Origin of the sequence: Aeromicrobium sp. (assembly GCF_049587115.1) — a bacterium.
In the GTDB taxonomy this organism is placed as follows: domain Bacteria; phylum Actinomycetota; class Actinomycetes; order Propionibacteriales; family Nocardioidaceae; genus Aeromicrobium.
This window is the reverse complement of record NZ_JBAVDI010000031.1, coordinates 17,961-29,814: the sequence shown is the minus strand read 5'-3', so window position 1 is coordinate 29,814 and position 11,854 is coordinate 17,961. Positions and strand designations below refer to the sequence as shown.

12 protein-coding genes are annotated in these 11,854 nt (G+C 67.4%); 10 read left to right on the top strand and 2 right to left on the bottom strand.

Features of this window, described 5'->3' with window-relative positions:
* The coding region (locus WB461_RS03445) for a histone H1-like repetitive region-containing protein (protein ID WP_423851322.1) at nt 1-336 on the top strand (336 nt) is incomplete at its 5' end.
* Between the two features lie 56 nt (nt 337-392).
* Nucleotides 393-1,421, top strand: a complete 1,029-nt coding sequence (locus WB461_RS03440; protein ID WP_423851321.1) for a DUF3048 domain-containing protein — start codon at nt 393-395, stop codon at nt 1,419-1,421.
* A gap of 2 nt (nt 1,422-1,423) precedes the next feature.
* On the opposite strand, the gene WB461_RS03435 is transcribed toward WB461_RS03440, so the two are convergent.
* Nucleotides 1,424-2,077 (bottom strand): TetR/AcrR family transcriptional regulator, encoded by a 654-nt coding sequence (locus WB461_RS03435; RefSeq protein ID WP_423851320.1) that lies wholly within the window; start codon nt 2,075-2,077, stop codon nt 1,424-1,426.
* Nucleotides 2,078-2,216: 139 nt separating this feature from the next.
* On the opposite strand from WB461_RS03435, the gene WB461_RS03430 reads away from it, so the two are divergent.
* Entirely contained in the window at nt 2,217-2,738 is a 522-nt protein-coding gene (locus WB461_RS03430; RefSeq protein WP_423851319.1) for a hypothetical protein, read from the top strand.
* A 77-nt stretch (nt 2,739-2,815) separates the two neighbouring features.
* Here WB461_RS03430 and WB461_RS03425 read toward each other — a convergent pair whose 3' ends face one another.
* Complete coding sequence (locus WB461_RS03425; RefSeq protein WP_423851318.1) at nt 2,816-3,574, bottom strand: MerR family transcriptional regulator; 759 nt, start codon at nt 3,572-3,574, stop codon at nt 2,816-2,818.
* A gap of 64 nt (nt 3,575-3,638) precedes the next feature.
* On the opposite strand from WB461_RS03425, the gene WB461_RS03420 reads away from it, so the two are divergent.
* From WB461_RS03420 to WB461_RS03390, 7 genes are all read left to right on the top strand, one after another.
* The gene (locus WB461_RS03420; RefSeq protein ID WP_423851317.1) at nt 3,639-4,184 is read left to right on the top strand and encodes a YqgE/AlgH family protein; all 546 of its coding nucleotides are present in this window, start codon (nt 3,639-3,641) and stop codon (nt 4,182-4,184) included.
* Nucleotides 4,185-4,258: 74 nt separating this feature from the next.
* Entirely contained in the window at nt 4,259-4,474 is a 216-nt protein-coding gene (locus WB461_RS03415; protein WP_423851323.1) for a DUF3039 domain-containing protein, read from the top strand.
* Entirely contained in the window at nt 4,464-6,155 is a 1,692-nt protein-coding gene (locus WB461_RS03410; RefSeq protein ID WP_423851316.1) for a DEAD/DEAH box helicase, read from the top strand. The genes WB461_RS03415 and WB461_RS03410 overlap by 11 nt, the downstream gene beginning before the upstream one ends.
* Nucleotides 6,156-6,201: 46 nt before the next feature.
* Nucleotides 6,202-7,146 carry an alpha/beta hydrolase gene (locus WB461_RS03405; protein ID WP_423851315.1) on the top strand — a complete coding sequence of 315 codons (945 nt, stop codon included), beginning with the start codon at nt 6,202-6,204 and terminating at the stop codon, nt 7,144-7,146.
* 41 nt (nt 7,147-7,187) lie between these two features.
* Entirely contained in the window at nt 7,188-8,069 is an 882-nt protein-coding gene (locus WB461_RS03400) for an oxygenase MpaB family protein (RefSeq protein WP_423851314.1), read from the top strand.
* A gap of 71 nt (nt 8,070-8,140) precedes the next feature.
* Entirely contained in the window at nt 8,141-10,654 is a 2,514-nt protein-coding gene (locus tag WB461_RS03395) for a hypothetical protein (protein WP_423851313.1), read from the top strand.
* A 51-nt stretch (nt 10,655-10,705) separates the two neighbouring features.
* On the top strand, nt 10,706-11,752 hold the full coding sequence (locus WB461_RS03390) for an LLM class flavin-dependent oxidoreductase (RefSeq protein WP_423851312.1): 1,047 nt from the start codon (nt 10,706-10,708) through the stop codon (nt 11,750-11,752).
* The last annotated feature ends 102 nt before the right edge of the window (nt 11,753-11,854 follow it).

Here is an 11,854-nt window from a genome sequence, read left to right as displayed (position 1 = left end):
GTCGCTGGCTCCCCGTCGACCCACGACGACGAGCCGGGCGGTGCACCGACGGACACCTACGTGATGGAGGCGAAGGCGCCCGCGAAGAAGGCGCCCGCCAAGAAGGCGCCCGCCAAGAAGGCGATCGCGAAGAAGGCGCCCGCGAAGAAGACCCCGGCCAAGAAGGCGCCCGCCAAAAAAGCCCATGCGAAGAAGACCTCGGCCAAAAAGGCGCCGGCCAAAAAGGCACCGGCCAAGAAGGCCGCTGCGAGCGAGCCTCCGGTCGTTCCGCCGGGCGGTTCGACCGCCGCTGTCCCGCTCGAAGCGCCAGAGCTCGGAACAATCGACGACACCTGAACAGGCCGCCCGTGGCGATACAGCTTGCGGCTTCGTCGATGGTGCATGCTGGCGGCATGAAGTTGCGCCTGCTTGCCGTCGGGTCCGCCGTGGCACTCACCCTGACCGCCTGCTCCAGCTCTGACCAAGACAAGGGACCCGGGACACCCGAGCCGTCAATGGGAGCCAGCACCAAGCTGGTCGAGGTCTCGCCGCTGACCGGACGTGCTCTGCCGAAGGGCAAGCCAACCCACCCGGTCTTCGTCGTCAAGATCGAGAACACCGAGGGAGGCGCACCGCAGTACGGGCTCGACAAGGCCGACATGGTGATGGAAGAGCTCGTCGAGGGCGGGCTGACGCGACTCGCGGCCTTCTACTACTCCGCTCTGCCGACCAAGGTCGGGCACGTTCGCTCGATGCGCGCGACCGACATCGGCATCGCAGCGCCGGTGGGAGGCCAGATTGTCGCCTCGGGTGGCGCCTCGGGCACCTACCGACGCGTCAAGAAGGCGGGCATCACCGTCTTCTCGGAGGACTATGGTGCGCCGGGCTTCAGCAGTGATCCGGCGAAGGTGCGCCCCTACAACCGTCTGATCAATCTCAAGACCGTCGCCAAGAAGGCCAAGCGGACCAAGATCCACGGTCCGTATGTCGAGTGGACGCCCCGTTCATCGAGCTCGCCCGAACCCAGTGCGAGCGCGGGACCGACCCCCGTGCCCAAAAAGGTACGGAAGGCAACTGTTCGCTTCTCCAGATCCACCGCGACCGGATGGAAGCTGGCCGGAGGCAAGTGGCAGCGCACGAACGGTCACGCCAAGGGTGGGCATGACCTGCGCGCCAACACCATGATCGTGATGTTCTGCGAAGTTGGCGACGCTGGCTACACCGATCCCGCCGGCAATCGGGTCCCGGAGACCAAGCTCGAAGGTCGAGGTCGCGCGATGATCTTCCATGGGAGCGCCGTCACCGAGGCCACGTGGCGCAAGGCGGGCCGCAAGGGCTCGATCTCGTTTCGCGACAAGGCCGGCGAGCCGATCACGATAGATCCGGGCAAGATCTTCTTCGAGCTCGTGCCCAAGGATGACGGCTCAGTCAGCCTCGGGTGATCTCAGCTGATGGTCGGCAGCGCACGCAGGCCCGCGAGCAGGGCGCCGATGGTCGACAGGACCTCGTCGCTCGCGGCATCGGGATCCTCGGCGTCGGCGACGTACTCCGAGGACGAGCGGATGGCGCCGTAGAACACGACCGCGAAAGCGTCACCCAGCTGCTCTGACCCGCCCAGGTCGCCCAGCAGATCGTCCACGACGCGCTGCACGATGCCGAATGACGCGGCCCGCTCTGCTTCCTGCCACCGCTCATGGCCCAGTGCGACAGGTCCCTCCTGCATGCAGATGCGACGGAACTCGGGTTGCCGGCAGACCTCCAAGAACTTCTCCAGGCCTATCTGGGCCCGCTGCCACGGGTCCTTGGAGGCATTGATGGCCTTCTCGATGTCGGCGGTCGTGCCCTCCTGCACCCGCAGGAAAACGCTCTCGAACAGCGCCAGCTTGCTGGGGAAGTGGTGGTAGAGCGCACCCTTGGTGACCCGCGCAGCAGCCACGACCTCGTCGAGCGAGGTGCCGGCGTAGCCGTGATCCGTGAACAGGATGGTCGCGCTGTCGAGCAGGGCCCGTTTGGTGCTGGAGGAGTAGTCCTGACGGCGGGACGTCTTGTCACGAGTGGTTCGCAGCACCGTCTTTGTCACGCGTGAGTGGTGTGCCATGCGCGCAAGTCTAAGGGCCAGCAGCGACGTGGGCCGAATCACATACCAAGGGTTTGCGCAGAACCAGAGTATGCAACATACTGAGAGTACGTACCGAGGGTATGGAGCCCCGGTTCGACGGAACAGAAAGGAGCACACCATGACCTGGGATGCTTACAACCGTCGCAAGGAAACACTGCGTGAGATGCTCGCGATCGCTGACCAGCACCGCGAGATCACCCTGACCGAGCTGCTTGACACGGTCGACGAAAGCCGTCTGGCCTTCGCGAACGAAACCGAGCTGCTCTTCGATCTTCAGATGACCTGGTTCCAGCGCCTCAGTGGCCAGATGGACCGCCTCGTCACGGCGGGCCATGAGGCCCCTGACCTGATGGCCGTCACCGCATGGGTTCATGCCGCGGCCGAGATGCCCGGCGCCCGCGCCCTGCTTGACGCACACCGCAACGAACCGGCACTCGCCAAGGCGTTCGTCAAGGAGCAGTCCTTCCTTGCCGCCTCGGCTGGCGTGCCGCTGACCTCCCCGGATCACACCGAGCAGGGCCGCCGCATCATCGACTCCGCCCGTGAGTCGGCGATCGCGCCGCTCAGCAGCGTGAGCCAGGGATCGGAAGATCCGCACAGCGGGCTCATGGCCAGGCTGCGCAGCGTCATCGCTGCCTGACCTGGAACACGACCACCCCGTCTGGCGCCGCTCCCTCCCTCTGGCGCCGGGCGGGGTTGTGCATGTGAACGACCGGGTCAGCCCTGGGCCCGCCGCGCCGCAATGCCGGCGATCTGCTGACCGACCTCGAGATCGATCGCCTCACGGAACTCGCTGCGGAAGATCCCGAGCGTCACCTGACTCGCGATCGGGAGCAGGCTCTGCACGACGCTGATGATGCGGGGCCAGTCGTCCTCGGGCAGGCCTGCGTCGATGAACGGCTGGACGAGCTCGTCGACCACGTCCCGCACGAACTCGTCGGCGATCGTGCGCAGATGTCCTCGCAGCAGTGGAAACAGTGCGATGACAGTCTCGGGCGCTACCCCCAGTGTCACGGCGGCCGCTCCGGCACGCACGACGGTTGGCTCGATGAGGCGCACCCGGTCGCCGTCGAGCTTCGCCACCAGCCCCAGGCCCAGCAGGGACTCGATCAACGTGTCGTCCCGGTCGACGCTCGCGAGCGCGGCCAGGTCGTCGCGCGACATGATCTCGGGATCTTCGCCGTCGGGCTGGTCGAGGATCGTCATCAGGTCGAGGGTGTGGCCGGCTGTGTTGTGGGGCGTGTTCTGGACGGCCTTCTCGATGGCTGCAAGCGTGAAGCCCCGCTCGATGAGCTGACGGACGAGCTGCAGCCGTTGCAGGTGCTCGCGGTTGTAGAACCCCGTTCGACCTTCGAGCCGGGGTGGCTCGATCAACCCGCGACTGGCGTAGGCCCGGACGTTGCGGACCGTCATCTGGGCCCGCGCGGCAAGCTCGTCGACGGTGTACTCGTCGGCGGGCGTCGCGGCGTCGGGCATGCAGGAATCATAAGGCCGCACCGAGTTCCCGTCGCAGCGCGGATCGAGGGGGCATCATGGAGACATGGACACGCTGAGGGGCAGACTGCTGGTGGCCACACCGGCCATCGAGTCGGGCCCGTTCCTGCGCAGCGTCGTGTTCCTGCTCGACCACGATGGCGACGGGGCACTCGGAGTCATCGTCAACCGGCCCTCGGAATCTGAGGTCGATGACGTGCTGCCGGATTGGGCCGCCCTGGTCAACGCCCCGGTGTGCCTGTTCGAAGGAGGGCCGGTCGCGATGGACTCGGCGCTCGCACTCGGCGTGATCGCCGACATCGCTCCGCCTGGCTGGAGGCAGATGGCCGGCCGCGTCGGGCTGGTCGACCTCGAGGGTCCGCTGCCCGATCATGGTGAGCTCGCGGGGCTCCGGGTCTTCGCTGGCTATGCCGGCTGGGGCGCCGACCAGCTCGAGGCCGAGGTCGAGGAGGGAGCCTGGCTGGTCGTCGACGCCCTCGAGACCGATCTGATCTCGCCGCAGCCCGAGACCTTGTGGCGTGAGGTGCTGCGTCGACAGGATGATGACATCAGGTTCTGGACGACATTCCCCGACGACCCCTCGGCCAACTGATGGCGACTCGTTAGACTGGGGCCGTGGCTTTCTTCGGACGTGGTGCAGAGACGGTGGTCGACGAGCGCACGGACATGCGCACGGAGGAGGGCGACCACGAGAAGTTCTCGCACTACGTGCCCAAGGAAGAGCTGACCGAGGCCATGATCATGGGGAACCCGGTCGTCGCCCTGTGCGGCAAGGTATGGGTTCCGAGCCGTGATCCGGAGCGTTTCCCGGTGTGCCCGGAGTGCAAAGACATCTGGGAGAGCATGAGCGACGACAAGGGAGACCCGTCGGGTGACGCGTAGCCAGCACCTCCGGGTCTGGCAGCGTGAGGCGTTCGAGCAGTATCAGCGCGCCCAGCCGCGTGATTTCCTCACTGTGGCCACGCCTGGCGCCGGGAAGACCACCTTTGCCCTGACGATTGCGGCGGACCTGTTGGCCCGCGGGATCGTCGAGCGCATCGTGATCGTGACGCCGACGGACCATCTCAAGACGCAGTGGGCGTTGGCCGCCTCGGGAATCGGGATCATGCTCGATCCCGCGCTCGCCGGCTCAGGCGTGCTGGGCCGAGACTTTCAGGGCTTCGCTGTCACGTATGCGGGTCTTGCGGTCAATCCCAACGCGTACCGCGCTCGCGTGGAGCACCGCGCGACGCTGGTGATCCTGGACGAGGTCCACCACGCTGCCGATGCGCTGACCTGGGGCGACGCCGTGCAGGAGTCGTGCGAGCCCGCGGTCCGCCGGCTCGCGCTGACCGGAACTCCGTTCCGCTCTGACGACAATCCGATCCCGTTCGTCCGGTACGCCGCGCAGACGGACGGCACCATGACCAGCGTTGCGGACTTCTCCTACGGTTACGGCCACGCACTCAAGGATCGGGTCGTGCGGCCTGTGTTCTTCATGGCGTACTCCGGCCAGATGCACTGGCGCACCCGGGCGGGTGACGAGGTCGCCGCACGCCTGGGGGAGCCGCTCGACCGCGCAGCGACGGCGCAGGCGCTGCGAACCGCCCTGGACCCGAATGGCTCGTGGATTCCCGAGGTCCTGACCGCGGCGCACACCCGGTTGATGGAGGTGCGTCGCGACGTGCCGGACGCTGGCGGGTTGGTGATCGCCAGCGACCAGGACACCGCCCGACAGTACGCCGCTGTGCTGGCCGACATCACCGGGTCGACGCCGACCGTCGTGCTGTCGGACGAATCGGGCGCGAGCTCGCGCATCGCGGACTTCTCCGCTGGCATGACTCCGTGGATGGTCGCGGTGCGAATGGTCAGCGAGGGTGTCGACATACCGCGACTGTCGGTCGGCGTGTACGCCACGACAACGGCGACGCCGCTGTACTTCGCCCAGGCCGTCGGCCGGTTCGTTCGCGCCCGGCGCAAGGGCGAGACGGCCTCGATCTTCGTGCCGAGCGTTCCGGCGCTGCTGGCGCTGGCCTCGGATCTGGAGGCGCTGCGCGATCATGTGATCGGGCGCCCGGTCAGCGACGAGGGTGATCTGTTCGCTGCCGAGGACGAGCTGCTGGCCAAGGCCAACGAGGAGCCGGGGTCTGCCGACCAGCTCGGGGAGTACCGCGCGCTGGGCAGCGATGCGTCCTTCGATCGGATGGTCTACGACGGTGGCGAGTTCGGCTACGACTCAATGTCCGACGACGACGGCGAGCTCGACTTCCTCGGCATCCCGGGGCTGCTTGACCACGACCAGGTCGCCGAGCTGCTGCGGGCGTCACGGGCCAAACGGGCCAGGGCCAAGGGTGCAAGCGCTAGACCCGATGCCGATGTTGCGTTCGAGAAGCGCAGCGAGCTCAGGCGGGAGCTGCACGCACTGGTAGGCGCGTGGCATCACCGCACGGGCGCTCCGCACGGCGTCACGCACAACCGGCTCCGTCAGCACTGCGGCGGCCCGGCGGCGGCTCAGGCGTCGTCCGCGCAGCTGCAGGAGCGAATCGACGCGATCCGGGCATGGGCGCTCAAGGCGTCAGGCTGAGCCGGGCCCGCACGCCAAGCGCTGGGGCACGACTACGCTCACGAGCGTGACCTCCTCGATGGCGCCGCGCACGCGCCTGTTCGCTGCCCTGCTCCGTCTGTCCGAGAAGGGGATCGAGGACATCGCCGACCTGCCTGCATATCGTGCCAAGCGGGCCCGCCTCCAGCGGTCGCTGCTGGGCGGGGCCGTCTTCGGCCGGGCCGATCGGCACGCGCTGGTCGATGAAATCACCATCGGAGCCGGCACCCGCGCCGTGGTGCACCGCCCGCCCGGGGTGACTGGGCCGCTGCCGTGCGTACTGAACTTCCACGGTGGTGGGTGGGTGCAGGGCAATCCCGAGCAGTCTGCATGGATGGCCAGCCGGATCGCACTGCGCTGCAACGCCGTGGTGGTGTCACCGACGTACCCGTTGGCGCCCGAGCGGCCGTTCCCCGCTGCCGTGGAGAGCTGCTGGGGGACCTTGACCTGGCTCGTCGAACACGCTGAAGACCTGGGAATCAGTTCGCAACGTGTTGCGGTCATGGGGGACAGCGCAGGTGGCAATCTCGCTGCGGTCCTTGCCCTGCTGGCCCGCGACGCCGGAGGTCCGGCTCTCCGCGCACAAGTCCTGATCTACCCCGGAACCGAGATGTACGACCGCTGGCCCTCGGAGGATCGCCACGCCGATGCACCGGTTCTGACATCGGCGAACATGCGGGCCTTCGGGCGGCTCTACATGGGTGAGCGCTACGGCGACGAGGATTTCCGCGCGTCGCCGATCCGTGCTGCATCGCACGCTGACCTGCCCAAGACGTTCATCCTGACCGCGGAGCTGGATCCGCTGCTGGACAACGGCACGCACTACCGCGACGCGTTGGTCGCCGACGGCGTGCCGGTCAGATATGCGGAATACCCCGGAGCGATCCACGGGTTCATGAGCCTGCCGGGGGTGGTGCCGGTCGCGGCACGAGCACTCGAGGACATCGTGGACTTCCTCCGTCTGACCTTGTGAAACCCATGGTGACAGCATCGCTGTCACAGTAGGGTCTGCTCATGCATCGTGATCATTGGCAGCGCAAGATCGCCGAGCTCGATCCAGAGACGGACTACGAGCAGATCGCGCGGATCTCGGCGATGCACGAGTTCCCGTGGGACTCGCAGCAGGCACTCAGCTTTGCGCTGTTCCGTACCTACGCGGTGCCAAGCATCGGACGTTTGCTCTTCGACACCGGCGAGTTCACCCGCGCGGTGCAGAAGCGGCACGACGACACCACGATCCTGCTCGAGCGCATTGCGGAGACCGGCCTGGAGTCCAGCGAGGGTCGCGCGGGCGTGCGGCGCATGAACCAGATGCACGGCAGCTACGACATCTCCCATGACGATCTGCGCTACGTCCTGGCGACCTTCGTCGTCACGCCAGCGCGCTGGGTCGACCGATACGGCTGGCGTCAGATCACGCCCGCGGAGCGGCTCGCGTCGGTGCGCTACTACCAGCGCCTCGGCCGCCTGATGGGCATCAGTGAAATCCCGGCCGACTTCGCCGGGTTCGCCGAGCTGATGGACTCGTACGAACGTGAGAACTACGCGGCCAATGCCGCCTCGCGCGCCGTCGCCGACTCGACCCTCGACCTGTTCGTGACCTTCTATCCTCGACCCCTGCGCGGGGTGATGCGCCGATTCAGCGTCGCTCTGCTCGACGACCACCTGCGCGCCGCGCTCGGCTACCCGAAGCCGCCCCGGATCATCAGTGCCCTCGCGCACGGGTCGCTCACGGCACGCGGCCGCCTGGTGCGCCGGCTGCCTCCGCGGCGGCGACCCAAGCTGCTTCGCGACACCCATCGCGTCCGCTCGTATCCCGGCGGCTTCATGATCGAGCACCTCGGCACGTTCCCGTCCACGATGCCGAAGCAGACCGGCGAGTCCTTGATCACCTGAAAGTGAGACGATCGCGTGACTTCCCCGCCAGCGTCTCGTTGTGACTCTCAAGTAACTTATGGAGGCACGCGATGCGACAGGTCCGACGGCACCGGCACTTCTGGCCGCTCACGGTCGCGGTGACCACGATGGCAGTCGCGATGGGCAGCTTCCCTGCCTACGCCGGCTGGGTCGAGCAGTTCCACAGTGGTCAGGCCTCGTCAGTCGTCGCCTCGGCGCCGGTCGACGAATCGAGCCCACACCAGCACGACGATGCCGCGACGAAGAACGCAATCTCACGCGCGCCCCAGGCCGGCGGCACGGCCGACCCGACGACCTTCGCCCAGGCTCTCGGCAACACCAGCAGCGTCGTGACGCAACGCAGCGAGCCGGATCCCCGGCTCGTCCCGACGGGGTCGCCCGCTCCCCGCGCCTCCGCCCCGCAGGACCGCTACGCGATGGCCGGCGGGTGCTACGCCCTGCAGTCCGTGGCCACCGGCAAGTGGGTCGCACCCCAGGCCGGCGAGTACGCAGCGACCGCAGCGTCCATCTCCGATGCCATCCCATTCCACTTCCAGGCCACTGACCTCGGGTCCTACCTGCTCTACGGGCCCGGCAAGACGTTCCTCAGCGCCAATCTGCTGACCCGTCCCAGCGCACACGGCTCTCCCAGCACGTGGAGCGACTGGACCGTGGCGCAGACTGGTTCGTCGTTCACGTTCGCCCTGCCGAAGCATCGCGTCGCTCTGGGGATCGGCGGCGGCGGTGCGCTCGTGAACGGAGCCGCGGCGGCATTCTCGCTGCGCCTCACGACGGGGTGTGAGCCCTGGCCCGAGGTCGAGGTCGGCGTGCGGGGCAACCCGTTCGCCGGCTCCACGCCGTATCAGGAGGTGCGTGGCTACCTCGACGCGCACACGCACGGCATGGCCTTCGAGTTCCTCGGCGGAGACGTGCACTGCGGCCGTCCCTGGCACCCGTACGGTGTGACGTACGCCCTCAAGGACTGCCCGGACCACTCGCTCACCGGGGGCAGCGGCGCCCTGGTCGAGAACTTCATGAAGGGCGGCACGGTCGAGCCACACGACACGGTCGGCTGGCCGACATTCAAGGACTGGCCGGCGCCGGACTCCCTGACCCACGAAGGCACCTACTACAAGTGGCTCGAGCGCTCGTGGCGCGGCGGTCAGCGCATCCTGGTCAACCTGCTGGTCGAGAACAACCAGCTGTGCACGGTCTATCCCATCAAGCACAACTCCTGCAACGACATGGACTCGGTCCGACTGCAGGCAAACGACATGCGGGCATTCGAGCGATACATCGACGCGCAGAACGGCGGACCGGGCCGAGGCTGGTACCGGATCGTCACCGATCCGTTCCAGGCTCGCGAGGTCATCAACCAGGGAAAGCTCGCAGTCGTCATGGGAATCGAGACCAGCGTGGTCTTCGGCTGCTCGATCAAGCTGGACCTGCCCCAGTGCACGACCGCCGACATCGATCGGCAGGTCAGCGAGGTGCACGATCTCGGCGTGCGCCAGATGGAGCTGGTCAACAAGTTCGACAATGCGTTGTCCGGCGTCGCGGGTGACACCGGCGCCGCAGCCGTCCTGATCAACGGAGCCAATTTCCTCGAGACCGGCTCGTTCTGGGACATGCGCAAGTGCCCCGACGGCACCGACCCCGAGGTTCACGATCGGGGTCAGCTGACAGCTCCGACGCTGGCACCGGAGCAGGACGCGCTGCTGGGAGCGATCGCTGGGGCGTTCATCCCGCTCAAGCTCCCGGTGTACGCCGCGGGACCGCACTGCAATGCACGCGGCCTGACCTCCCTGGGCGACCACACGATCGAGCAGATGGTCAAGCGCAAGATGCTCTTCGACCCGGACCACATGAGTGTGTCGGCCCGATCAGCCTCGTTGGACGTGGCCGAGAAGCTGAAGTACCCCGGCGTGATGTCGAGCCATTCCTGGTCGACCCCGGACGCGTACCCGCGCATATACCGGGCCGGTGGCGTGGTCACGCCGTATGCCGGGGACAGTGCAGGCTTCGTCCAGAAGTGGCGCAAGCACCTGACGTGGGCCGATCCGCGCTACTACTTCGGCTTCGGCTTCGGCGCTGACATCAATGGCCTCGGTGCGCAGGGTGATCCGCGTGGCGCCGATGCGCCGAACCCAGTGACCTACCCGTTCGCGGGTCTCGGCGGCGTGACGATCGACAAGCAGGTCAGCGGTCAACGGACATATGACATCAACGTCGACGGCGTAGCGCACTACGGGCTCTACCCCGACTGGATCGAGGACCTTCGCAAGCAAGGTGGACAGGCGATCGCCGACGACATGGCCCGAGGCTCAGAGGCGTACCTCCAGACGTGGGAACGCGCCGAGGGCGTCACGAACGATGCGTGCCGCGATCCGCAGGCGCTCAAGCCGGACACTCTCTTCAAGGCTCTGGCGGCCGGCACCAGCGTCAAGGACGTGCTGCTCAAGGCCGGCCAGCCGCACAGCCGACTGGCCACCGCCTTCACCTACTGCGCCAAGAACAGTGCGGGCAAGCAGGTCACCCGGACCGTGACCTTCAGCGCCGCTGGGAAGCTCACCAAGGTCGCCTAGTCCGCGGTTCGGAGCGGGAAGCATTGCCGCGGGTCGTGCGTTGGCCATGAGGTGAGACTTTCTGTGCTCGACCTCGTTCCCGTCCGCACCGACCAGACCACCGGCGACGCGCTTGCCGCAACCGTGTCGCTGGCCCAGGTAGCCGACGGACTCGGCTTCACCCGTTTCTGGGTGGCCGAGCACCACAACATGCCAGCAGTCGCGGCGACCTCGCCGCCGGTGCTGATCGCGATGCTGGCTGCCCAGACGTCCTCGATCCGGCTCGGTTCGGGCGGGGTCATGCTGCCCAACCATGCGCCGCTGGCCGTGGCTGAACAGTTCGCCTTGCTCGAGGCGGCCACCCCGGGGCGTATTGACCTGGGCATCGGCCGTGCCCCGGGATCGGACCCGGTGACCTCGATGGCGCTGCGTGGTGCCGCCGGCCGGGACGACACTGACATCGAGAACTTCCCGCAGTATCTCGACGACGTGATGGCACTCATGAGCGCCGATGGTGTTCGCGTCGCGATACCCCGCCAGCAGTACATCCTCAAGGCGACGCCCGCCGCGGCCAGCGAACCACGGATGTGGTTGCTCGGATCGTCGATGTACTCCGCCCACCTCGCGGCCGCGAAGGGCCTCCCGTACGTGTTCGCCCACCACTTCTCCGGTCAGGGCACCGCCGAGGCGCTCGAGGTCTATCGCTCGGAGTTCCGCCCCAGCGAGCTCACGCCCGAACCGGTCACGTTCCTGACCGTCAACGCCGCGGTGGCTGAGACAGACGACGAGGCGGCTGCCCTGATGTTGCCCAACCTGCACATGATGGCGCGGCTCCGCACGGGTCAGCCGCTGACGGCGCTCGACCTGGTTGAGGACGCCCAGGCGATAGATCTGCATCCGCAGGCCCAGGCCATGGTCGAGTCCGGGCTGGCCCGCGCCGTCGTCGGGACTCCCGAGCGAGCCGCGGCGCAAGTCCGCGAGCTCGCGACACAGTTCGGAGTCGACGAGGTCATGGTCAACCCGGTCGCTTCCGCCCGCCGGGGAACTGATCCGCGCACGGCGCCAGGACGGGAGCACACCCTCGAGCTGCTTGCGAAGGAGCTGCTCCAGGCACGTTGATCGGCCGCCGGACCGTCGACGAACGTTCACCTGACCATCGTCGAATGGTCAGTTCTGGCGTACACGCTGGTGGCATGACTCTCCAGGCCCTCCCCACCCGCC

What these genes read in the sequence shown, in the direction of transcription:
- WB461_RS03440 (WP_423851321.1), top strand. Translation starts at nt 393, where the DNA reads ATGAAGTTGCGCCTGCTTGCCGTCGGGTCCGCCGTGGCACTCACCCTG.
- WB461_RS03435 (WP_423851320.1), bottom strand. Translation starts at nt 2,077, where the DNA reads ATGGCACACCACTCACGCGTGACAAAGACGGTGCTGCGAACCACTCGT.
- WB461_RS03430 (WP_423851319.1), top strand. Translation starts at nt 2,217, where the DNA reads ATGACCTGGGATGCTTACAACCGTCGCAAGGAAACACTGCGTGAGATG.
- WB461_RS03425 (WP_423851318.1), bottom strand. Translation starts at nt 3,574, where the DNA reads ATGCCCGACGCCGCGACGCCCGCCGACGAGTACACCGTCGACGAGCTT.
- WB461_RS03420 (WP_423851317.1), top strand. Translation starts at nt 3,639, where the DNA reads ATGGACACGCTGAGGGGCAGACTGCTGGTGGCCACACCGGCCATCGAG.
- WB461_RS03415 (WP_423851323.1), top strand. Translation starts at nt 4,259, where the DNA reads ATGCGCACGGAGGAGGGCGACCACGAGAAGTTCTCGCACTACGTGCCC.
- WB461_RS03400 (WP_423851314.1), top strand. Translation starts at nt 7,188, where the DNA reads ATGCATCGTGATCATTGGCAGCGCAAGATCGCCGAGCTCGATCCAGAG.
- WB461_RS03395 (WP_423851313.1), top strand. Translation starts at nt 8,141, where the DNA reads ATGCGACAGGTCCGACGGCACCGGCACTTCTGGCCGCTCACGGTCGCG.